The sequence below is a fragment of the Defluviimonas sp. D31 genome (assembly GCF_033436765.1).
GTDB lineage: Bacteria > Pseudomonadota > Alphaproteobacteria > Rhodobacterales > Rhodobacteraceae > Albidovulum.
On sequence record NZ_JAWQFN010000001.1, the window covers coordinates 339,804 to 361,695 of the forward strand.

The 21,892-nt window shown below is 67.1% G+C and carries 21 protein-coding genes; 9 read left to right on the forward strand and 12 right to left on the reverse strand.

Annotated features, from left to right (window positions below):
- Positions 1 to 11 precede the first annotated feature (11 nt).
- A complete protein-coding gene (gene scpA / locus R5H32_RS01640) occupies positions 12 to 2,144 on the reverse strand; it encodes a methylmalonyl-CoA mutase (RefSeq protein ID WP_318336937.1) in 2,133 nt (710 codons plus the stop codon).
- A gap of 100 nt (positions 2,145 to 2,244) precedes the next feature.
- Between scpA and R5H32_RS01645 the strand changes: the two genes are divergently transcribed.
- A complete protein-coding gene (locus R5H32_RS01645) occupies positions 2,245 to 2,688 on the forward strand; it encodes a DUF4174 domain-containing protein (RefSeq protein WP_318336938.1) in 444 nt (147 codons plus the stop codon).
- A gap of 1 nt (position 2,689) precedes the next feature.
- Here the strand turns inward: R5H32_RS01645 and R5H32_RS01650 are convergent, their stop codons facing one another.
- The 6 genes from R5H32_RS01650 to R5H32_RS01675 all read right to left on the reverse strand — a co-directional run bounded on the left by R5H32_RS01650 (position 2,690) and on the right by R5H32_RS01675 (position 8,473).
- The gene (locus tag R5H32_RS01650; RefSeq protein ID WP_318336939.1) at positions 2,690 to 4,690 is read right to left on the reverse strand and encodes an acetyl/propionyl/methylcrotonyl-CoA carboxylase subunit alpha; all 2,001 of its coding nucleotides are present in this window, start codon (positions 4,688 to 4,690) and stop codon (positions 2,690 to 2,692) included.
- 414 nt (positions 4,691 to 5,104) lie between these two features.
- On the reverse strand, positions 5,105 to 5,302 hold the full coding sequence (locus R5H32_RS01655) for a hypothetical protein (RefSeq protein WP_318336940.1): 198 nt from the start codon (positions 5,300 to 5,302) through the stop codon (positions 5,105 to 5,107).
- A 349-nt stretch (positions 5,303 to 5,651) separates the two neighbouring features.
- Positions 5,652 to 6,005: a hypothetical protein gene (locus R5H32_RS01660; RefSeq protein ID WP_318336941.1), complete on the reverse strand. Its 354-nt coding sequence runs from the start codon at positions 6,003 to 6,005 to the stop codon at positions 5,652 to 5,654.
- A gap of 72 nt (positions 6,006 to 6,077) precedes the next feature.
- The gene (locus tag R5H32_RS01665) at positions 6,078 to 6,209 is read right to left on the reverse strand and encodes a hypothetical protein (protein WP_263333231.1); all 132 of its coding nucleotides are present in this window, start codon (positions 6,207 to 6,209) and stop codon (positions 6,078 to 6,080) included.
- Between the two features lie 211 nt (positions 6,210 to 6,420).
- Entirely contained in the window at positions 6,421 to 6,810 is a 390-nt protein-coding gene (locus R5H32_RS01670; protein WP_318336942.1) for a DUF6497 family protein, read from the reverse strand.
- Between the two features lie 130 nt (positions 6,811 to 6,940).
- Positions 6,941 to 8,473: an acyl-CoA carboxylase subunit beta gene (locus R5H32_RS01675; RefSeq protein ID WP_318336943.1), complete on the reverse strand. Its 1,533-nt coding sequence runs from the start codon at positions 8,471 to 8,473 to the stop codon at positions 6,941 to 6,943.
- 205 nt (positions 8,474 to 8,678) lie between these two features.
- Here R5H32_RS01675 and R5H32_RS01680 point away from each other — a divergent pair, with 205 nt between their 5' ends.
- From R5H32_RS01680 to R5H32_RS01690, 3 genes are all read left to right on the forward strand, one after another.
- The gene (locus tag R5H32_RS01680) at positions 8,679 to 9,044 is read left to right on the forward strand and encodes a DMT family protein (RefSeq protein WP_318336944.1); all 366 of its coding nucleotides are present in this window, start codon (positions 8,679 to 8,681) and stop codon (positions 9,042 to 9,044) included.
- 78 nt (positions 9,045 to 9,122) lie between these two features.
- On the forward strand, positions 9,123 to 10,331 hold the full coding sequence (locus tag R5H32_RS01685; RefSeq protein ID WP_318336945.1) for a Bcr/CflA family efflux MFS transporter: 1,209 nt from the start codon (positions 9,123 to 9,125) through the stop codon (positions 10,329 to 10,331).
- Positions 10,332 to 10,399: 68 nt separating this feature from the next.
- Complete coding sequence (locus R5H32_RS01690; protein ID WP_318336946.1) at positions 10,400 to 11,794, forward strand: helix-turn-helix domain-containing protein; 1,395 nt, start codon at positions 10,400 to 10,402, stop codon at positions 11,792 to 11,794.
- Positions 11,795 to 11,814: 20 nt separating this feature from the next.
- On the opposite strand, the gene R5H32_RS01695 is transcribed toward R5H32_RS01690, so the two are convergent.
- The gene (locus R5H32_RS01695; protein WP_318336947.1) at positions 11,815 to 12,054 is read right to left on the reverse strand and encodes a YdcH family protein; all 240 of its coding nucleotides are present in this window, start codon (positions 12,052 to 12,054) and stop codon (positions 11,815 to 11,817) included.
- 182 nt (positions 12,055 to 12,236) lie between these two features.
- On the opposite strand from R5H32_RS01695, the gene R5H32_RS01700 reads away from it, so the two are divergent.
- Both R5H32_RS01700 and R5H32_RS01705 read left to right on the forward strand, forming a co-directional pair.
- Positions 12,237 to 13,370 (forward strand): aminodeoxychorismate synthase component I, encoded by a 1,134-nt coding sequence (locus R5H32_RS01700; protein ID WP_318336948.1) that lies wholly within the window; start codon positions 12,237 to 12,239, stop codon positions 13,368 to 13,370.
- A complete protein-coding gene (locus tag R5H32_RS01705; RefSeq protein ID WP_318336949.1) occupies positions 13,334 to 13,966 on the forward strand; it encodes an aminotransferase class IV in 633 nt (210 codons plus the stop codon). Before R5H32_RS01700 ends, R5H32_RS01705 begins: the two co-directional genes overlap by 37 nt.
- A gap of 61 nt (positions 13,967 to 14,027) precedes the next feature.
- Here R5H32_RS01705 and betA read toward each other — a convergent pair whose 3' ends face one another.
- The 3 genes from betA to betI form a co-directional block, all read right to left on the reverse strand.
- A complete protein-coding gene (betA, locus tag R5H32_RS01710) occupies positions 14,028 to 15,677 on the reverse strand; it encodes a choline dehydrogenase (protein ID WP_318336950.1) in 1,650 nt (549 codons plus the stop codon).
- Positions 15,678 to 15,785: 108 nt separating this feature from the next.
- Complete coding sequence (betB, locus tag R5H32_RS01715; protein WP_318336951.1) at positions 15,786 to 17,237, reverse strand: betaine-aldehyde dehydrogenase; 1,452 nt, start codon at positions 17,235 to 17,237, stop codon at positions 15,786 to 15,788.
- Positions 17,234 to 17,815 (reverse strand): transcriptional regulator BetI, encoded by a 582-nt coding sequence (betI, locus tag R5H32_RS01720; protein ID WP_318336952.1) that lies wholly within the window; start codon positions 17,813 to 17,815, stop codon positions 17,234 to 17,236. The genes betB and betI overlap by 4 nt, the downstream gene beginning before the upstream one ends.
- 231 nt (positions 17,816 to 18,046) lie before the next feature.
- Between betI and choX the strand changes: the two genes are divergently transcribed.
- The 3 genes from choX (at position 18,047) to choV (ending at position 21,010) form a co-directional block, all read left to right on the forward strand.
- On the forward strand, positions 18,047 to 18,985 hold the full coding sequence (gene choX / locus R5H32_RS01725) for a choline ABC transporter substrate-binding protein (protein WP_318336953.1): 939 nt from the start codon (positions 18,047 to 18,049) through the stop codon (positions 18,983 to 18,985).
- Positions 18,986 to 19,106: 121 nt separating this feature from the next.
- Positions 19,107 to 19,958, forward strand: a complete 852-nt coding sequence (gene choW, locus R5H32_RS01730) for a choline ABC transporter permease subunit (protein ID WP_318336954.1) — start codon at positions 19,107 to 19,109, stop codon at positions 19,956 to 19,958.
- A complete protein-coding gene (choV, locus tag R5H32_RS01735; RefSeq protein WP_318336955.1) occupies positions 19,955 to 21,010 on the forward strand; it encodes a choline ABC transporter ATP-binding protein in 1,056 nt (351 codons plus the stop codon). Before choW ends, choV begins: the two co-directional genes overlap by 4 nt.
- A gap of 9 nt (positions 21,011 to 21,019) precedes the next feature.
- Here the strand turns inward: choV and R5H32_RS01740 are convergent, their stop codons facing one another.
- Positions 21,020 to 21,883 carry an NAD(P)-binding domain-containing protein gene (locus R5H32_RS01740; RefSeq protein WP_318336956.1) on the reverse strand — a complete coding sequence of 288 codons (864 nt, stop codon included), beginning with the start codon at positions 21,881 to 21,883 and terminating at the stop codon, positions 21,020 to 21,022.
- Positions 21,884 to 21,892 lie beyond the last annotated feature (9 nt).

Here is a 21,892-nt window from a genome sequence, read left to right on the forward strand (position 1 = left end):
CGGCCGGTCGTTCATGCCTTCCGCGCCTCGCGGATGAGCCGCAGGATGTCCTTCGCGGCCGTCGGGATGTTGGTGCCCGGCCCGAAGATCGCCTTGACCCCGGCCTTCTCGAGGAACTCGTAATCCTGCTGCGGGATCACGCCGCCGCAGATCACGAGGATATCGCCCGCGCCCTTCTCCTTCAAAGCCTCGATCAGCTTCGGCGCGAGCGTCTTGTGGCCCGCCGCCTGGGAGGAAACGCCGATGACGTGAACGTCGTTGTCGACGGCATCCTGCGCGGCTTCCTCTGGGGTCTGGAAGAGCGGGCCCACGTCGACGTCGAAGCCGATGTCGGCGAAGGCGGTCGCGATCACCTTGGCGCCGCGGTCGTGGCCGTCCTGGCCCATCTTCACCACGAGCATGCGCGGGCGGCGGCCCTCCTCCTCGGCGAAGGCCTCGACGTCCTTCTGGATCGCCGCGAAGCCCTCGTCGCCCTCGTAGGCCGCGCCGTAGACACCGGCGAGCGTCTTCACCTCGGCCCGGTGGCGGCCGAACACCTTTTCCATCGCCATCGAAATCTCTCCTACCGATGCCCGCGCCCGCGCGGCCTCGACGGCCGCCTCCAGAAGGTTGCCGCCCCGGTCCGCCCGGCGGCTGAGTTCGGCCAACGCCGCCTCGCATTTCGCAGCGTCGCGGGTCGCGCGGATCTTCTCCAGCCGCGCCACCTGCGCCTCGCGCACCTTGACGTTGTCGACATCGAGAATGTCGATCGGGTCTTCCTTTTCCTTGCGGTACTTGTTGACGCCGACGATGACCTCCTCGCCGCGGTCGATCATCGCCTGCCGGCGGGCCGCCGATTCCTCGATCCGGAGTTTCGGCATGCCGGAGGCGACGGCCTTGGTCATGCCGCCCATCTCCTCGACCTCCTCGATCAGCGCCCAGGCCTTCTCGGCCAGTTCCGCCGTCAGGCTCTCGACGTAGTAGGAGCCGGCGAGCGGGTCGACGACATTGGTCACCCCGGTCTCTTCCTGGAGGATCAGCTGGGTGTTGCGCGCGATCCGGGCCGAGAACTCGGTCGGCAGCGCGATCGCCTCGTCAAGCGCGTTGGTGTGCAAGGACTGGGTGCCGCCGAGGACCGCGCTCATCGCCTCGTAGGCGGTGCGGATGACGTTGTTGTAGGGGTCCTGCTCCTGCAAGGACACGCCGGAGGTCTGGCAGTGGGTGCGCAGCATCAGCGAGGAGGTCTTCTTCGCCCCGAACTCGGTCATGATCCGGTGCCAGAGCAACCGCGCGGCGCGCAGCTTCGCGGCCTCCATGAAGAAGTTCATGCCGATCGCGAAGAAGAACGAGAGCCGCCCGGCGAAATCGTCGACATTCATGCCGCGCGCGATGGCGGCGCGGACGTATTCGCGCCCGTCGGCGATGGTGTAGGCCAGCTCCTGCACGAGGTTCGCGCCCGCCTCCTGCATGTGGTAGCCGGAGATCGAGATCGAGTTGAACTTCGGCATCTCGTTCGAGGTGTATTCGATGATGTCGGCGATGATCCGCATCGAGGGCTCGGGCGGGTACACATAGGTGTTCCGCACCATGAATTCCTTCAGGATGTCGTTCTGGATCGTGCCCGACAGGAGGCCGCGGTCGACGCCCTGCTCCTCGCCCGCAACGATGAAGCTCGCGAGAATCGGGATCACGGCGCCGTTCATGGTCATGGAAACGCTGATCTTCTCGAGCGGGATGCCGTCGAAGAGGATCTTCATGTCCTCGACCGAGTCGATCGCGACGCCGGCCTTGCCGACATCGCCCACGACGCGGGGATGGTCGCTGTCATAGCCGCGATGGGTGGCGAGGTCGAAGGCGACCGAGACGCCCTGCTGACCGGCGGCGAGGTTCTTGCGGTAGAAGGCGTTCGATTCCTCGGCCGTCGAGAAGCCGGCATATTGCCGGATCGTCCAGGGCCGCCCGGCATACATCGTCGCCCGCACGCCGCGGGTGAAGGGCGCGATGCCCGGCAGCGTGCCCATGTGGCCGAGGGGCGCGGTGTCCGCCTCGGTGTAGAGCGGTTTGACCGCGATTCCCTCGAGCGTGTTCCAGGTCAGATCGTCGGGCGTGCGGCCCTTCAGTTCCTTTTCCGCCAGCGTCCGCCAGGCTGCCATCTTGTCCGTCATCGGTCATTCCTTTCATCGCTGACCGGACCCCGCGAGAGGCGCCGGTATAAGCCTTTGGCAATCCGCCCGTTTCGCCTATATCTGGGACGGAGGAGATTGCATGAAGCCACTCTTGTTCGTGATCCTGTCGGGCTGCCTTGCTCTTGGCGCCGTGGCCCAGGAGTCCGCTCCCGTCACCCTCGAGCCGATCCCGGCCGAGACGGTGGAGCTGGACGATTTCCGCTGGGAGAAGCGCCCGGTCGTCGTCTTTGCCGACAGCCCGAACGACCCGGCGTTCCGCACCCAGCTGCAATATCTCGCCGAGGATCCCGACGAGCTCATCAAGCGCGACGTGGTGATTCTCACCGATACCGATCCCTCCGCCCTGTCGGACGCGCGCCGGAGGCTGCGCCCGAGAGGCTTCTCGATGGTGCTCCTCGACAAGGACGGCGCGGTGAAACTGCGCAAGCCCCTACCCTGGCGGGTCCGCGAGATCGTCCGCGCCATCGACAAGTTCCCGCTCAGGCGCGAGGAACTACGGATGAAGCGGCTGGGCGACGGATAGTTCATTCGAACTCCATGATCACGTCGTCGACCTTGAGGCTCGCGCCCGCCTGCGCCGAGATCTTCTTCACGACGCCCTTCTTCTCGGCGCGCAGGATGTTTTCCATCTTCATCGCCTCGACGGTGGCGAGCGCCTGGCCCTCCTGCACCTCCTGGCCCTCCTCGACCGAGATCTTCACGACGAGGCCGGGCATCGGGCAAAGGAGGTACTTCGAGGTGTCGGGCGGCAGTTTTTCCGGCATGAGCCGGGCAAGCTCGGCCTGGCGCGGGGTGCGGACATAGACCTTGAGGTCCGCGCCGCGGGTGCGGATGCGGAAGCCGCCGGGGATCTTGTCGACCTTCAGCACCACCGCCGCGCCATCGACCTCGAGCCGGGCGAGCGACTGGCCGGGGGTCCAGTCCGAGGTCACCCTGTGCGCTGTGCCGTCGGCGAAGCGCACGGTGGCGCCGTCGCGGTCGGCGTCGATCTTCACCGCGATCTCCTCGCCCTGCAGCGCCACGACCCAGTCGTCGCCGACATGGCGTTCGTGGTTGCCAAGGCGCCCGGTGATCCGGGTGCGCCGGATCTCGGCCACCCGGTTCATCGCCGCGGCGGCCGCGGCGACCATCCGCAGCCGGCCCTCGCCAAGCACCACGCCGTTGAAGCCCTCGGGGAACTCCTCGGCGATGAAGGCGGTCGTGATCGCGCCCTCGATGAAGCGGGGATGGTCCATCACCGCCGAGCAGAACGGCAGGTTGTGGCCGATCCCCTCCACCTCGAACGCATCGAGCGCGACCCGCATCGCCTCGATCGCCCCGGCCCGGTCCGGCGCCCAGGTGCAGAGCTTGGCGATCATCGGGTCGTAGTACATCGAGATCTCGCCGCCCTCGTAGACGCCGGTGTCGTTGCGGACGATGGCCTTGTCGCCGACTGCCTCGACCGGCGGCCGGTAGCGGGTGAGCCGGCCGATCGAGGGCAGGAAGTTGCGATAGGGATCCTCGGCGTAGAGCCGGCTCTCGATGGCCCAGCCGTTGATCTTGAGGTCCTTCTGCGCGAACGGGAGCTTCTCGCCGGCGGCCACGCGGATCATCTGCTCGACGAGGTCGACGCCGGTGATCAGCTCGGTGACGGGATGTTCCACCTGCAGGCGGGTGTTCATCTCGAGGAAGTAGAAGTTCTTCTCGCCGTCGACGATGAACTCGACGGTGCCGGCGCTGGTGTAGCCGACGGCCTTGGCCAGCGCGCAGGCCTGCTCGCCCATCGCCTTGCGGGTCTCGGGGTCGAGGAAGGGGCTCGGCGCCTCCTCGATCACCTTCTGGTTCCGGCGCTGGATCGAGCATTCCCGCTCGTGCAGGTAGACGCAGTTGCCGTGCTTGTCGGCGAGCACCTGGATCTCGATGTGGCGCGGCTGGGTCACGAACTTCTCGATGAAGATCCGGTCGTCACCGAAGGAGGACGCGGCCTCGTTCTTCGATGACTGGAAGCCCTCGGCCGCTTCGACGTCGTTCCAGGCGATCCGCATCCCCTTGCCGCCGCCGCCGGCAGAGGCCTTGATCATCACCGGATAGCCGATCTCGCGGCTGATCTTCACCGCCTCCTCGGCATCGGCGATGAGGCCCATGTAGCCCGGCACGGTGGATACCCCCGCCTCCATCGCGATCTTCTTCGAGGTGATCTTGTCGCCCATCGCCTCGATCGCGGGGCTCGGCGGGCCGACGAAGACCACGCCCTCCTTCTCAAGAGCCTCGGCGAACTTCATGTTTTCGCTAAGAAATCCATACCCCGGATGCGCCGCCTCGGCGCCGGTCTGGCGGATCGCGTCCATGATCTTGTCGATCACGATATAGGACTGGTTCGCCGGCGGCGGGCCGATATGCACCGCCTCGTCGGCCATCTTGACGTGCAGCGCGTGCCGGTCGGCATCGGAATAGACCGCGACGGTCTTGATACCCATCTTGCGGGCCGACTTGATGACGCGGCAGGCGATTTCGCCACGGTTCGCGATCAGGATCTTCTTAAACATGCTCAGTGTCCTCGCCGAGAAAGGTCATCGCTATGCGTTCCAGGCACGGGGCCGGACGCGGTTTGGGTCACGCACCCGTCTGGGCTGCATGAAGACTTGGTCCACCTGCCCGGGGCAAAGCCGGACGGCCGATGGCCGATCGCAATCGGGGCCAGCGGAGCGAACGGGCGCACAAGTGGCGCGGCAGACAGGGAATGGTTGCGAAAGAGACGCGGGGGACGGGACGCAGAGCGCCGCGCGCCGCGCGGTGCGGAGGCACCCCGCGCCGGAGGGGTCGAGCCCGCGCCATCCGGCCGCGACCCGGGCCGGCCGGCGGAAGGCACAAAAAAACCATCGAAGCCGGTCGGCTTTCGATGGTTTCTCTTTTTACGACAACTGGTCCGGCCGAAACGGCCGGACGCCGTCACCCGGTCTTCAGCAGAGGTTGACGTCGTCGCAGAGCGCGCCGCCAGCCGCGCCGATGGCAGCACCGGTGAGGACGTTGTTGTCTGTGACGTCGGCAATGACGGCACCCGCCGCTGCACCGGCCAATGCACGCTCTCCATCGGACTGCATGCAGCCCGCAAGAGAGGCCATGAGGGCCAGGCCAACGAGGACTTTGGAAACACGCATTCTGCTCTTCCTTCAGCAAATTTTGTTGTGCCGAATCTGTTTAGCGAAATCGCGGCTCTCCGAAAGTGAAATCGGCGTGATTTCGCGGCATCGGCAGCAGATTGCCGTTCGCGCGTGGCGTCGCCCCGTGTCGCCGCAGCCCGGAAAAATGGCCTGACCCTAACTGGGCCAGGCCGTAGAGAAGGGGAAGGGTAACGGTTTTGACAAATCGGGGCGAATTGCTTGCTGTAGGGTGACGCCCCATCGGAGACACTGACACGACCGCCGGATAGCGCAAACAGAAAGTTTCCAGACCAGAAACTATCGGCAGATATGCGCCCAAGATCGGAAGCGTTGCGCAGAAACACGCCTAGTCCTCCGCCTCGAAGACGTCGGGGAAGGCGGCGCGGGCGCGCGCGACATCGATCTTCAGCAGCGCCTCGTAGCTTTCGGGATCGAAATCCTCCTCCGCGGGAATCACCTCGCGGCCGAACAGCCAGGACAGGCGCCCGGCGTCGAGATTGCCGCGTTCGAAGGGTTCCTCGCCGAAATGATCCCAGAGCGCGGCCATGAAACCGGCATCGGCGCGGCGATCCGCGGGACTGCGGTCGCGAAAACGCTCACGCGCGATGATCCGGGTAATCCCCTTGGGATTCGCGCGACGGATGACGAACTGGAAATCGGTGCCGGGAAGGCGGCCCGGAAAGCCGCGATGCTTCAGCATGAGCCGCCTCCCGAGATGGGCGACCCGAAGCGAGCCGGGACCGGGCGTAGCGCCCGGACCCGGCCGTTGGAATTAGCTGCCGTACTTGCCGGAGAAGGTCGGCTCGGTCGTGACCGGCTGTTCGACGACGACCGGCTCTTCCTGCTGGGCGCAAGCCGCCACGAAGGCGACGAGCATGCACGCGAACAGCGCTTTTTTGGACATTTGTGACTCCTGCTCAAGGGGGCAGCGAAGGGATCTTCCGCTTTCGACTGCCGGTGTTTTTCAATATCGGCTGCGTTGTCGCCGCCGTCGCACATCATAGTGGATGACATCAAGCTGGCCCATGCGTCCGTTGTCAAGTTCGCGAGTTGTGGCGCCGCAGCATCACTTGACTTTTCAAGAACTGCAGGCCGCAAAAAAGCCGTCGCGCGCATCAGAACGCCTCCCATACACAGCGGTCGCCGTCGCGGCTGAACGCCTCGAAAAATTGTGTCGCATCCGGTGCCACTTCGCCGAACGGAACCGGCCTGTCTGCGAGCGAAATCACGATCTGCGCAGGCTGCGGCCCGATCTCCGGCAGGCGCGGCAGGGCATAGGTCTCGCAGAGCCAGGCCATGTCGGCCTGGGCCGCTTCGGCGCTGACACCCCCTTCCTCGCGGCCGATCGCCGGCGCGAGAAACCGGAAGCGCAATGTCAGCCCCTCGGGCCCCGGCGCCGAGCGGATCACGTCAAGCGCGGTAACCTCCTGGCCCGAGGGCGCGACGATCGCCCCCTGGGCCGCAGGCACGGCCGTCTCGTTTCCGTTCTTGGCAAACCACAGCATCGCGGCAATCACTCCCAGTGCAATTCCAGCCAGCCAGATCCTCACGACAGCCCCCCGAGCGGGGGGCTTGCCGTGATGAGGCTCATGGCTGCGACATTTTCAGGTGGCATCAACTCCTCCGCGGCGACCTTCACAGCGGAATATTGTCGTGCTTCTTCCAGGGATTGCTGAGTTTCTTGGTCCGGAGCGAGGCGAAGGCCCGCGCCACCCGCTTGCGGGTGGAATGCGGCATGATCACCTCGTCGATGAAGCCCTTCTCGGCGGCGACGAAGGGGTTGGCGAAGCGGGTCTCGTAGTTCTTCGTCCGCTCGGCGATCTTCTCCCTGTCGGCCAGTTCGCTGCGGTAGAGGATCTCGACCGCGCCCTTGGCGCCCATCACCGCGATCTCGGCCGTCGGCCAGGCGTAGTTGAAGTCGCCGCGCAGGTGTTTCGACGCCATGACGTCATAGGCCCCGCCATAGGCTTTACGGGTGATCACGGTCACCTTCGGCACCGTCGCCTCGCCATAGGCGAAGAGGAGCTTCGCGCCGTGCTTGATGACGCCGCCATATTCCTGACCCGTCCCCGGCAGGAAGCCCGGCACGTCGACGAAGGTCAGGATCGGGATCTCGAAGGCGTCGCAGAACCGGACGAAGCGCGCGGCCTTGCGACTCGAGTCGATGTCGAGGCAGCCGGCGAGCACCAGCGGCTGGTTCGCCACCACGCCCACGGTCTGGCCTTCGAGCCGGATGAAGCCGGTGATGATGTTGCCCGCGTAATCCTTCTGGATCTCGTAAAAATCGCCCTCGTCCGCGACCTTCAGGATCAGTTCCTTCATGTCGTAGGGCTGGTTCGGGTTGTCGGGGATCAGCGTGTCAAGGCTGTCCTCGACCCGCGCCACGTCGTCGAAGAAGGGCCGGGTCGGCGCCTTGTCGCGGTTGTTGAGCGGCAGGAAGTCGACGAGCCTGCGCACCTCGGCCAAGGCCTCGACGTCGTTCTCGAAGGCGCCGTCGGCGACCGAGGATTTCTTGGTATGGGTGGAGGCGCCGCCCAGTTCCTCGGCCGTCACGATCTCATTCGTCACGGTCTTCACCACGTCGGGGCCGGTGACGAACATGTAGGACGTGTCCTTCACCATGAAGATGAAGTCGGTCATCGCCGGGGAATAGACCGCGCCGCCGGCGCAGGGGCCCATGATGACGGAGATCTGCGGCACCACGCCCGAGGCCATGATGTTGCGCTGGAACACCTCGGCGTAACCGGCGAGCGAGGCCACGCCCTCCTGGATCCGCGCGCCGCCCGAGTCGTTCAGGCCGATCACCGGGGCGCCGTTCTGCATCGCCATGTCCATGATCTTGCAGATCTTCTGGGCATGGGTTTCCGAGAGCGAGCCGCCGAAGACGGTGAAATCCTGCGAAAACACATAGACCATGCGGCCGTTGACCGTGCCCCAGCCGGTGACGACGCCGTCGCCCGAGGGCCGGTCGTTCTCCATCCCGAACTCGGTGCAACGATGGGAAACGAACATATCGAATTCCTCGAACGAGCCCTCGTCGAGCAGAAGCTCGATCCGCTCGCGCGCCGTCAGCTTGCCGCGCGCGTGCTGCGCGTCGATCCGGCGCTGCCCCCCGCCGAGACGGGCGGCGGACCGACGATTTTCCAGCTGCTCCAGGATGTCTTTCATGCTCTCCCCCCATGATCGTTGCGGCACACTAGCGTGTACCGTTGCATGCTCAAAGCGGATTCGGGAAAATTTGCAACATTTACGCAGAGGTCAATTTGCTAATTGAATAACTGCAAAATTATCTGCCCTGCGGGACACGATCCGCCCCTTTCGGCACAGGCCGCGGCGCGCTATAGCCGCACGGTCCGCCACATGTGAGAATCCCATGGCCTGGCTTCCCATAACGCTTCCGGTTCCCGTCGTCACCATCGGCCTTCTCGTCGCTTCCAACGTCTTCATGACCTTCGCCTGGTACGGCCATCTCAAGTTCAAGGCCGCCCCCCTTGTGACCGTGATCCTCGCGAGCTGGGGGATCGCGCTCTTCGAATACCTGCTGCAGGTGCCGGCGAACCGGATCGGGCATGGCCATTTCAGCGCGGCCGAGCTCAAGACCATCCAGGAGGTGATCACGCTCGTCGTCTTCGCGGCCTTCTCGGTGACCTATCTCAAGGAGAGCCTCGGCTGGAACCACGCGGTCGGATTCGCGCTGATAGGGCTCGGCGCCTTCTTCATCTTCCACCGCTGGAACTGATCCATCGCACGCACATTGTGCGCGAAAGCGATGGACAAGCCCGCGCCCCGGGCCTAGCTCATGCCGATGAGCCACGATGTGCGCCCTAAAATCCGGTTCCTGGACCGCGGCACGCCGCCCCATATCGTCACGCTGGTGATGGTGGCGGGGTTGTCGGCACTGGCGATGAACATCTTCCTGCCGTCGCTGCCGGGCATGACCGAATGGTTCGCGACCGATTACCGGCTGATGCAGCTTTCCGTATCGCTCTATCTCGCGGCGAGCGCGGCGCTGCAGGTCGTGATCGGCCCGATCTCCGACCGGTTCGGACGCCGCTCGGTGCTCTTGTGGTCGGTCGGGCTGTTCCTCGTCGCCACGCTCGGCACGCTTCTCGCACCGAACGTCGGCGTATTCCTGGCCTTCCGGATGATGCAGGCGGTGGTCGCTGCGGGCATGGTGCTGAGCCGCGCGGTCATCCGCGACATGGTCCCGGGCGAGCAGGCGGCCTCGATGATCGGCTATGTGACGATGGGCATGTCGGTCGTGCCGATGGTCGGCCCGGTGGTCGGCGGTGTGCTCGACGAGGCGTTCGGCTGGCAGGCGAACTTCGCGCTTCTCATCGTGCTCGGGGTCGCGGTGCTGTGGCTCGTCTGGGCCGATCTCGGCGAGACGGCGGCCGGGCACAGGGCGCGCTTCGCCGACCAGGTCCGGCAATATCCCGAACTGCTGACCTCGCCGCGCTTCTGGGGCTATTGCCTCGCCGCCGCCTTCACCTCGGGCACCTTCTTCGCCTATCTCGGCGGCGCGCCCTATGTCGGCTCCGAGATCTACCGGTTGCCGCCGAGCCTGCTCGGCCTCTACTTCGCCGCCCCGGCGATCGGCTACGCGGCCGGCAACTACATCTCGGGGCGCTATTCGGTCGCGGTCGGGCTCAACCGCATGGTGCTTGCGGGCACGGCGATCACGACGGCGGGGATGCTCTTTCTCGCCGCCCTCGACCTGGCCGGCCTTGCCGGCGCCAATGCCTTCTTCGGGCTCACCATCGCGGTCGGGATCGGCAATGGCATGGCGCTGCCCAATGCCAACGCCGGGATGCTCTCGGTCCGGCCGGGGCTTGCGGGCACCGCCTCGGGCCTCGGCGGCGCGATCATGATCGGCGGCGGCGCGGCTTTGTCGGCGCTCGCCGGCTGGGCGCTCGGACTCGGCGGCGGGGCGCTGCCGCTGATCGCTCTGATGTCCTTCAGCTCGGCCGCCTCGGTCATCTGCATCCTCATGGTGATCCGCCGCGCCCGGACGCTCGGCCTCTGAGCGCAGAGCCCCTTGGCGGCGCGATTTGCAAAAGCTAGGCTCGGCTTCGCAAAGTCACGGGAGGCGCGATGCCCACGCAGAAGCTCTATGCCGGCGCGAAGCTGCGCGAGACCCGCAGCCGGCTCGGCCTGACCCAGAAGGCCTTCGCGGCCAAGCTCGGCGTCTCGCTGCCCTATCTCAACCAGATGGAGAACAACCACCGACCGGTCTCGGCCGCCGTCGTGCTGGCGCTCGCCGGCGAATTCGGGCTCGACGTGACCGAGCTTTCGGCGGGCGACGCCGAACGGCTCGTCTCCGACATGCGCGAGGCGCTGGCCGATCCGATCTTCGCCGACACCGCCCCGCCGCTGGCCGACCTGCGCCTCGCCGCCTCGAACGCGCCGATGCTCGCCCGCGCGTTTCTCGGGCTGCACCGCGCCTACCGGCAGAGCCACGAACGCCTCGCCTCGCTCGACGAGGCGCTCGGGCGCGACGAGACCGCGACCCGCGCCTCGCCCTGGGAGGAGGTGCGCGACTTCTTCCACTACTGCGACAACTACATCGACGCTGTCGACCGTGCCGCCGAACGCTTCGCCGACACCGCCGAGGCGCGCCGCGCCCCCGAGGCGCGGGCGCGCACACTGCTGGCCGAGCGCGGCATCGAGGTGGTGCTTTCGGACAGCGCCGAGATCCGCCTCGTGACCGATGGGCGGCTAACGCTCTCGACCCGCGCCGCGCCCGAGACGCGGCGCTTCCAGCTTCTCTTCCAGCTCGCGCTCGCCACCCAGAACGAGCTTCTGGAGGCGACGCTCGACCTCGCGCGCTTCCAGTCCGACGCGGCGCGCTCGATCGCCAAGATCGGCCTGGCGAACTACTTCGCGGGGGCGGCGCTCCTGCCCTACCGCGCCTTCCTCGAGGCGGCCGAGGAGACCCGGCACGACCTCGAGCGCCTGGCCGACCGCTTCGGCGCCTCGATCGAGCAGGTGGCGCACCGGCTCTCGACGCTGCAACGGCCGGGGCAGAAGGGTATCCCGTTCTTCTTCGTCCGCGTCGACCAGGCCGGCACGATCACCAAGCGCCATTCCGCGACGCGGCTCCAGTTCGCCCGCTTCGGCGGCGCCTGCCCACTCTGGAACGTCCACCGCGCATTCGAGACGCCGGGCCGCTTCCTGCGCCAGCTTGCCGAGACGCCCGACGGCGTGCGCTATCTCTGCCTCGCCCGCGACGTCTCAAAGCATGGCGGCTCGTTCCACGCGCCGGTCCGGCGCTACGCGATCGGGCTCGGCTGCGAGATCAGCCACGCCAAGGGGCTCGTCTATGCCGACGACCTCGACCTGACCAATGCCCGCGCCTTCGAGCCGATCGGGATCTCCTGCCGGATCTGCGAGCGCAAGGACTGCCATCAGAGATCGGTGCCGCCCCTGGAACGCAAGCTCCGCGTCGATCCCGACCGGCGCGGGCTCCTGCCCTACGACATCGAGTGATGCCGTGCCGTCCGGAGGGTTCAGGCCTCGGCCAGCATCCGGGCGATCTCGTCCTTCAGATGGGCGCGCTTCTTGCGCATCTCGGTCTCGACGAGCCCGTCGACCGGCTCGATCCCGGTCTCGGCCCGGTGCACCTCGCGGTTGATGCTGTGATACTCGTCGGCGAGCCGCGCGAAATGCGCGTTCGAGACCTTGAGTTCATGGATCTTGTCGGCCTCGGCCGGGAATTCCTCGTGCAGCTCGTGAGGGGTATGCGACATTCCTGCGCTCCTTTGTTGTCCCGCCCCTTGCTAGCCCGCGCCACATCCCCGCTCCTTGACCTCGGTCAAACCGGGCGTGTGAAAGAGGGCGCGAACGACCACCAAAGCGCCGGCATAACGCTTGCGCTCGCGGCCTTATGCCCCCAAGTTCGCGGCGCGATTCCAATATTGCGCGGACCCAGATGATCCTTCTCGAAGACGGCCCCAAGGGCGCCCCCGCGCTCTTCGACGCGCCCCGTCGGCTGATCCGCGCCGATGGGCCGGCCGAGGTCGAGGCCGCGCTCGCCGCGCTCGATGCGGCGCGGGCCGAGGGGCTCTGGATCGCCGGTTTTGCCTCCTACGAACTTGGCTACGCGCTCGAGCCGCGGCTTGCGCCGCTGATGCCGCCGGATCGCCGCCTGCCGCTCCTGGCCTTCGGTCTCTATGACGCGCCCGCCCCGGCCGAAGCGCTCCTCGCCCGCGCCAGCGCCGAGGCCGGATCGGCGAGCCTCAGCCTGCCCGCGCCCGGCTGGAGCGCCGACGAGCACGGCGCGGCGCTCGCCCGGATCCAGGCCTATATCGCCGCGGGCGACGTCTACCAGGCCAACTTGACGATGCGCATGACCGCGCGCCGCACCGGCAGCGCGCCGGGCCTCTACGCCGCCCTCAGCGCCCGCCAGCCGGTCCGCCACGGCGCCTATGTGGCCCTTCCCGACCTGCCGGTCCTCGTCTCGCGCTCGCCAGAGCTATTCTTCACGACCGATGCGGAAGGCCGGATCGAGACCCGCCCGATGAAGGGCACGGCCCCACGCGCCTCCAACCCGGCCCATGACGCGGCGCTGCGACTCGAGCTCGAGCAGAGCATCAAGAACCGCGCTGAAAACCTTATGATCGTTGACCTTCTGAGAAACGACATCTCGCGGATCTGCGAGGTCGGCTCGGTCAGGGTGCCGGAACTTTTCGCGATCGAGAGCTATGCCACCGTGCACCAGATGGTGAGCCGCGTCACCGGCCGGCTTCTGCCCGGCACTGAACCTTCCGCGATCTTCCGCGCGCTCTTTCCCTGCGGCTCGATCACCGGCGCGCCGAAGATCCGCGCGATGGAGATCATCCGCGAGCTCGAAGCCGGCCCGCGCGGCGTCTATTGCGGCGCGATCGGCTGGATGGGGCCGGACGGCGCGTCGAGCTTCAACGTCGCGATCCGCACCTTGACGCTGTTCGGCGAGGGCGAGGTCGAGCTTGGCGTCGGCGGCGGCATCGTCATCGATTCTACCGCCCATGGCGAATACGAGGAGGCCCTGTGGAAAGCCCGGTTTGCAGAGCTGACACCCGCCTGATCGAGACGTTTCGCTGGGACGGCGCGTCGTTCCACCGGCTCGAGGCGCATCTCGCCCGCGCCCGCGCCTCGGCCGCGGCGCTCGGCTTCGCCTGGGACCGCGCCGCGATCGACGCGGCCCTCGCCACCGTGACCGGCCCTGCCCCGCTCCGCACCCGCCTCACCCTCGGCCGCGCCGGCGACGCCGAGGTCACGACCGGCCCCATCGCCCCCAACCCGCCCGAGTGGCGGTTGATGATCGCGCCCGAGAAGCTCGACCCCGACGCCCCGCTGCTGCGCCACAAGACGACCGAACGCGCCCTCTACGACAGGGTCCGCGCCGCGCTGCCGGCCGGTATCGACGAGGCGATCTTCCTCAACACGAGCGGCGCGGCGGCGGAAGGCACGATCACCAATCTCTTCGCCGATCTCGGCCAGGGCCTCATCACCCCGCCCCTCGCCTGCGGTTGCCTGCCCGGCATCCTGCGCGACGAGATGCTCGCCTCCGGCCAGGCCCGCGAGCAGGTGATCACCGAGGCGGACCTCGCCCGCGCCCGGCTCTTCATGGGCAACGCGCTCCGCGGCCTCATCCCGGCGCGGCTCGTCCCCGCGCCCTGATCTTCTTCATTGCGAAAATACCCCGGGAGGGTCCGGGAGGGCAGCGCCCTCCCGGCTTCCTTTAGCGCTGCGCCACGCTCCAGCGCGGGCTCAGCCACGGCTCGGAGTTTGCCGGGGCCAGCATGCCGCGCCCGAGCACATGATCGGCCGCCTTCTCGCCCACCATGATCGAGGGCGCGTTGAGGTTGCCGTTGGTGATGCGCGGGAAGATCGAACTGTCGGCGACCCGAAGCCCCTCGACCCCGATCACCCGGCATTCCGGATCGACGACCGCCATGGGATCGTCGCGCCGGCCCATCCGCGCGGTGCCGCAGGGATGGTAGGCGCTCTCGGCATGCTCACGGATGAAGCTGTCGATCTCCTCGTCGCTCTCGTAGCCGGTGCCGGGCTGGATCTCGTGCTTGACGAAGGGCTTGAACGCCTCCTGCGCGAAGATTTCGCGCGTCAGCCGCACGCATTTGCGGAACTCCGCCCAATCGTCGGGATGCGACATGTAGTTGAAGCGGATCAGCGGCGCCGCCTTCGGATCGGCCGAGGCGAGCGTCACCGCCCCGCGCGACTTCGAGCGCATCGGCCCGACATGGGCCTGGAACCCGTGCCCCTCGGCCGCCGCCTTGCCGTCATAGCGCACCGCGATCGGCAGGAAGTGGTACTGGATGTCCGGATAGTCGACGCCCTTGTCCGAGCGGATGAAGGCGCAGCTCTCGAACTGGTTCGACGCGCCGAGCCCGGTCCCGGTCAGGAGCCACTGCGCCCCCACCATCGCCTTGCCCAGGAGGTTCCAGTACTTGTAAAGCGTGATCGGCTGCAGCGAGGCGTACTGCATGTAGATTTCCAGGTGATCCTGCAGGTTCGCCCCGACCCCCGGCCGGTCGGCCACGACCTCGAGCCCGTGTTCGGCCAGATGCGCCGCCGGCCCCACCCCCGACAGCATCAGGAGCTTCGGCGTGTTGATCGACGAGGCGGCGAGGATCACCTCGGCCCGCGCCCCGATCACCTCGACCTTGCCGCCACGCTCGACCTCGACCCCCACCGCGCGGCCGTCGCGGATCACGACCTTGCGGGCGAGGGCGCGCACCAGGGTGCAGCCGTCGCGCTTCAGCGCCGGCTTCAGATAGGCGTTCGCAGCCGACCAGCGCCGGCCCTTGAAAATCGTCGCCTCGAACGGGCCAAACCCTTCCTGCTTCTCGCCATTGTAGTCGTTCGTCACCTCGTATCCCGCCTGGCGGCCGGCCTCGACGAAGGCGTGAAACAGCGGGTTGGTCCGGGGCCCGCGCGAGACATGCAAGGGCCCGTCATGGCCCCGGAACTCGCCCGGCTCGCCGCCGTGCCAGGTCTCCATCCGCCGGAAATAGGGCAGCACGTCGGCATAGGACCAGCCACCGGCGCCGCTCTCGGCCCAATGGTCGAAATCCTTGGCATGGCCGCGCACATAGACCATGCCGTTGATCGAGGACGATCCGCCGATCACCTTGCCGCGCGGAGTCGCGAGCCTGCGGTTGCCGAGATGGGGCTCGGGCTCGGACTGGTAACCCCAGTCGTAGATCGACATGTTCATCGGGTAGCTGAGCGCGCCGGGCATCTGGATGAACGGCCCCGCGTCGGTGCCACCATGCTCGATGACGATCACCCGCTTGCCGGCCTCGGCCAGCCGATAGGCCATCGCGCAGCCGCCCGACCCCGCGCCCACGACCACATAATCGGCTTCCATCCCAAGTCCTCCATTCCTACCGGGCCCGGCGCCGCGCGGCGCCTGCAGCTTCATCCTGCCCAAAATATCCCCGCCGGAGTCTCCCCGGCGGCCACCGGCACCCCGCCCTCAGTACGGCGCCTCGACCGGCCCCATGCCGACGTAGACGCTCTTGATCTGGCTGTAGTGCTCGATAGCCGCCTTCGAGTTCTCGCGCCCCACCCCGGAAAGCTTGACGCCGCCGAACGGCGCCTCCACGGGGGCGAGGTTGTAGGCGTTGATCCAGCAAGACCCGGCCTCGAGCCGCCCGACCACGCGGTGGGCGCGGGCGAGGTCGCGGGTGAAGACCCCCGCCGACAGCCCGAACTCGGTCGCATTGGCGCGCGCCACCACCTCGTCCTCGTCCTCGAAGTCGAGTACGGCCATCACCGGCCCGAAGATCTCCTCGCGCGCGATCGCCATCGTGTCGGTGACATCGGCGAAGACCGTGGGCCGGACGTAATAGCCCTCGTCCCCGGCCCGCGCGCCGCCGGTCACCAGCCGCGCGCCCTCGGCCTTGCCGGCCTCGACGTACCCCAGAACCTTGTCCATCTGTGCGGCCGAGACGACGGGGCCCATCTGCACCGCCTCGTCCATCGGATCGCCGAGAAGGATCGCCTCGGTGCGCTCCTTGAGCCGGGCGAGGAACCGCTCCTTGATGCCCTTCTGGACGAAGACCCGCGTGCCGTTCGAGCAGACCTGACCCGAGGAGTAGAAATTGCCCAGAAGCGCGCCGCCGACCGCATCCTCGACATCGGCGTCATCGAAGACGATCAGCGGCGACTTGCCGCCAAGCTCCATCGTGACATGGCGCATCCCCTCGGCCGCGGCGGCATAGACCTTGCGCCCGGTCTGCACCGAGCCGGTGAGCGAGACCTTGGCGACGCGCGGATCGGTGATCAGCGCGGCACCCACGGCGCCCCGGCCCTGCACCACGTTCATCAGCCCGGCGGGAAGCCCCGCCTCGACGAGGATTTCCGCGACTTTCAAGGCACATAGCGGCGTGACTTCAGACGGTTTGAAGATCATCGCATTGCCCAAGGCCAAGGCCGGCGCCGACTTCCAGCAGGCGATCTGGGTCGGGTAGTTCCAGGCGCCGATGCCGACGCAAGTACCGAGGGGCTCGCGCACCGTGTAGACGAAATCGCGGCCCAGAGGGATCGTCTCGCCGGTGACGGCGGGCACGAGGCCGGCGAAATATTCGAGCGCGTCCGCCCCCGAGGTCGCGTCGGCGACCAGGGTCTCCTGCAGCGGCTTGCCGGTGTCGAGCGTCTCCAGCTCCGACAGCTCGCGGTTGCGCTCGCGGATCAGGTCGGCGGCGCGGCGCAGGATGCGGGCGCGCTCGACCGGCTTGAGCGCGGCCCAGTCCGCCTGCGCCCGCGCGGCCGACGCGACGGCGCGCTCGATCACGGCGGGCGTCGCCTCGTGGACGCGCGCGATCACCTCGCCCGTCGCGGGGTAGATCACCTCGATCTCGGCGCCCGCCCTGTCTTCGAGATAGGCGCCATCGACGAAATGGCTGGCTTTCGGCTGCGCTCTCATGCGGTCGTCTCCAGTTCGCGTTCCAGGTATTCCATTACGATCTCGGCGGCCCCTGCCCCGTCCGGCGTGCCGCCCTTCAGCGCTTCGCGGATGTAGACGCCGTCGATCATCGCGCCCAGGCCCCGTGCAACGGCCTCGGCGCGCATCCCGATCAGGGGGCGCAGATCGTTGCACAGGTTCGAGTTCAGCCGCCGCTGATAGATTCCGAGCAGCCGCCGCGCCTCCGGCAGCGTCTGGGACAGGACGTAGAAATTCAGCCACGCGCCAATGGTTTCGCGGCGGAAGCTCGAAGGTGCGAAGCTCGCCCGGACGATGCCCTGAAGCCGCCCGCGCGAACCGTCAGCGGCTGCCAGCGCGCCGCGCACCTCGGCGCCGTAGAGCGTCAGGATGTGGCGCATCGCGGCAAGGAATATCTGCTCCTTGGAGCCGAAGTAGTGGTGCGCCAGGGCCGACGACATGCCCGCCCGCTTGGCGATCTGGCTGACCGTGACATCCAGCGATCCGGTGCGGCCGATCTCGGTGATCGTGGCCTTTACCAGGGCCGCCTTGCGAATCGGTTCCATCCCAACTTTCGGCATCCGCCCGCCCTTTCCGATGAGGCCTCTATCGCTACACGAAGTTTTATTGACTCGTCAATCAACAAAAAGAAACCGCAAGCCGCAGAGGTTCCTTTGCGATTTCTTGCAGTTGCACTAGTCTTGCCCGCACGAAATGACGGAAACCGCCACGATGGCCCGAGATTTTTCTTGCGCTCCGCTGCGGTATGTATGTTTATTGATCCGTCAATCAAGAAAACAGGGAGACAGCGAATGACACTTTCCAAGACCCTGCGTGCGACTCTGCTGGCCTCGGCCGCGCTCACCGTCGCGGCGCCGGCCTTCGCCGCCGGCTGCGACAAGGTGGTGTTCTCGGATGTCGGCTGGACCGACATCACCGCGACCACCGCAGTGACCACGACGATCCTCGAGGCGCTCGGCTACGAGACCGACGTCAAGGTCCTGTCGGTGCCGGTGACCTATACCGGCCTCGCCGAAGGCGACATCGACGTGTTCCTCGGCAACTGGATGCCGACGATGGAGGCCGACATCGCCCCCTACCGCGAGGCGGGCACGGTCGAGACGATCGGCCGCAACCTCGAAGGCGCGAAATACACGCTCGCCACCAACAAGGCCGGTGCCGATCTCGGCATCACCGACTTCGCCGCCATCGCCGCGCAGAAGGATGCGCTCGAGGGCAAGATCTACGGGATCGAGCCCGGCAACGACGGCAACCGGCTGATCATCGACATGATCGCGGCGAACCAGTTCGGGCTGGACGGGTTCGAGGTCATCGAAAGCTCCGAACAGGGGATGCTGGCGCAGGTCGGCAACGCCGACAGCGACGGCAAGCCGATCGTCTTCCTCGGCTGGGAACCGCATCCGATGAACGCGACCTTCGAGATGACCTACCTTTCGGGCGGCGACGATGTATTCGGCCCGAACTTCGGCGGCGCCGAGGTCTTCACCAACACCCGCAAGGGCTATGTCGCCGAATGCGCGAATACCGGCAAGCTGCTCACCAACCTCACGTTCACGCTCGAGATGGAAAACGAGATCATGGACGGGATCCTCAATGACGGCGAGGCGCCGGACGAGGCCGCCACGAAATGGCTCTCCGAGAACAAGGACGCGCTCGGCCCCTGGCTCGACGGCGTGACCACGAAGGATGGCGGCGACGCGATGGCCGCCGTGGAAGCCGCGCTGAACTGACAACCGGTTCGCGCGAGGTCCCTCTCCGTCACACTCCCTGCGGCGGAGAGGGGCTTTTTTGCCTGAACGGGGAAACCGTGGCAGCGGCCCGCGTGGCCGGCCGCGATTTTGGGGATGAGGGATGGACTGGCTCGAACAGCTTTGGCTCGCGGATCACAAGATCCCGGTCGGAAAGGCCGCAAAAACACTTTTCGACTGGATGAAGGACAATCTGAAACCGGCCTTCCGGCTGATCTCCGACATCATGGATGCCATGATCAACGGCATCCTCTGGCTGCTGGACACGCCGCATCCGCTAATCATCGTGGCGGTCTTCGTCGCGATCACCTGGTTCGTCCAGCGCAACTGGAAAACCTGCGTGCTGGTGGCGCTCGGCTTCCTCTTCATCCTCAACCAGGGTTACTGGGACGAGACGATGCAGAGCATGACGCTGATCCTGTCGTCCTGCATCGTCTGCATGGCGGTGGGCGTGCCGATCGGCATCGCGGCCGCGCACCGGCCGAAGCTCTATGCCGCGATGCAGCCGATTCTCGACCTGATGCAGACGCTGCCGACCTTCGTCTACCTCATTCCGGCGATCATCTTCTTCGGCCTCGGCATGGTGCCGGGCCTTCTGGCCACGGTGATCTTCGTGCTGCCGGCACCGATCCGGCTGACCCATCTCGGCGTCTCCTCGACGCCGACCGCCCTGATCGAGGCGCTGACCGCCTTCGGGGCGACCAAGCGGCAGGTGCTCTTCAAGGCGGAACTGCCTTACGCCTTTCCCCAGATCATGGCCGGCCTCAACCAGACGATCATGCTCTCGCTGTCGATGGTCGTCATCGCCGCCCTCGTCGGCGCGAGCGGCCTCGGCGTGCCGGTGATGCGGGCGCTGCAGTCGGTCAATACCGCGCTCGGCTTTGAATCGGGCTTCGTGATCGTGGTCGTGGCCATCGTGCTCGACCGCATGCTGCGCCGGGGAAGCGCACAATGAGGGGGGACGCCACAATGGTCGGCCAGGACATCGCGGTCGAGTTCGACAAGGTAAACATCGTCTTCGGCGAGCATCCCGAACGCGCCCTGCCGCTGATGGACGAGGGTCTGAGCCGGGGCGTGATCCAGAAGCGCACCGGACAGGTGCTCGGCGTACATGACTGCTCGCTGACGGTCGCGAAGGGCGAGATCCTCGTGCTGATGGGGCTGTCGGGCTCGGGCAAGTCGACTCTCCTGCGCGCCGTGAACGGGCTCAACCCGGTCTGCCGCGGCAAGGTGACGATCCATGACGAGGGCTGGAGCTGCGAGGTCGGCGGTGCCTCGGCACCCGATCTGCTAAAGGTGCGGCGCGAATGCGTGGCGATGGTGTTCCAGCAGTTCGGCCTCCTGCCCTGGCGGACCGTGCGCGAGAACGTGGGCCTCGGCCTCGAGCTTGCCGGCCAGACCCCGACCCAGCGGCGCGCCAAGATCGACGAACAGCTCGCGCTGGTCGGCCTCAGCGACTGGGCCGATCGCAAGGTGGGCGAGCTCTCCGGCGGCATGCAGCAGCGCGTCGGCCTCGCCCGCGCCTTCGCCACCGAAGCGCCGATCCTTCTCATGGACGAGCCCTTCTCGGCCCTCGATCCGCTGATCCGGACCCGACTCCAGGACGAATTGCTGGAGCTTCAGGAAAAGCTGCACCGCACGATCATCTTCGTCAGCCACGACCTCGACGAGGCGTTCAAGATCGGCAACCGGATCGCGCTGATGGAGGGCGGGCGCATCGTGCAATGCGGCACCGCGCGCGAGATCATCGCCAATCCGGCCTCGGACTATGTCGCCGATTTCGTCGCGCATATGAACCCGCTCGGCGTGCTGACCGCCTCGGACATCATGCAGCCCGACACCGCGCGCGCGCCGAACATGCCCGACGTGCATCCCGACGCGCCCGTGCGCGAGGTGATGGAAAAGCTCCGCGAGGTGCCCGCACTTGCCGTTACCGAGGGCGGTCAGACGCTCGGCCGGATCACCCGGGAAAGCGTGATCGGGCGGCTCCTCGACCCGCGCGGGTGAAGGGCGGGCTCAGTCCCGCGACATGAGCTCGACGAGGGCGGTCAGCGCCTTGTCGTCGAGCCCGGCCTCGACGCCGCGATGGGCGAGGTCGCTGAAAAGCTGCGGCAGTTCCGCATGCGCCCCGAGCGCGCGGAACGTCGCAAGCGCGTCGTCGAGTGCCGCGGCATAGACCGTCATCGTGGCGGGCGGGTTGTCGAACTTGCCCGCCGGAACGGTGTCGGAGAAGTACTTGTGATAGGCGGGCAGCACCCCCATCGACACCGGAATCTGCGACGCGAAGACATCGAGCGGGATGCCGGCCTTCTTGCACACGAGCCCGCCGTAGATCATGCCGAACATGAAGCCCTGCCGGGTCGTGAAGAGTGCCGCGAAGAGCGCCGCGATCATGCCCGCCCGGTCGCCCACCCGCGCCGAGCCGCCGCCGAGCGTGCGGATGATCGGCGCGCATCTTTGCCAGACCGGCTCCGCGCCGACCATCAGAAGCACGGTCTCGGGCAGGTTGATCCCGGTCGGATAGGCGTTGATGATGCCGATCATCCACTCCGCCCCCTGCCCGTCCAGATGCGCGGCCAGCGCCTCGGCATCCTCGGCCCCGCCGGTGCTGAGTTCAATGATCGTGCGCCCCGACACCGCGTCGCCCGCCGCGCCGAGAAGCTCCAGCGTCTTGTCGTGCGAGGCGATGCAGATCACCGTCACCGGGCTTGCCCGGAGCGCCTCCGCCGCCGAACTCGCTTGCGCCGCGCCCGCCGCGACGAGCGGCGCGGCCTTCTCCGGCGACCGGTTCCAGACCGTCACCGCGTAGCCGCCCTTTATGAGCGCGGCAGCGAGCGCGCTGCCCATGGCCCCGAGGCCGATCACCGAAACGTCCGACATGCAGTCCCC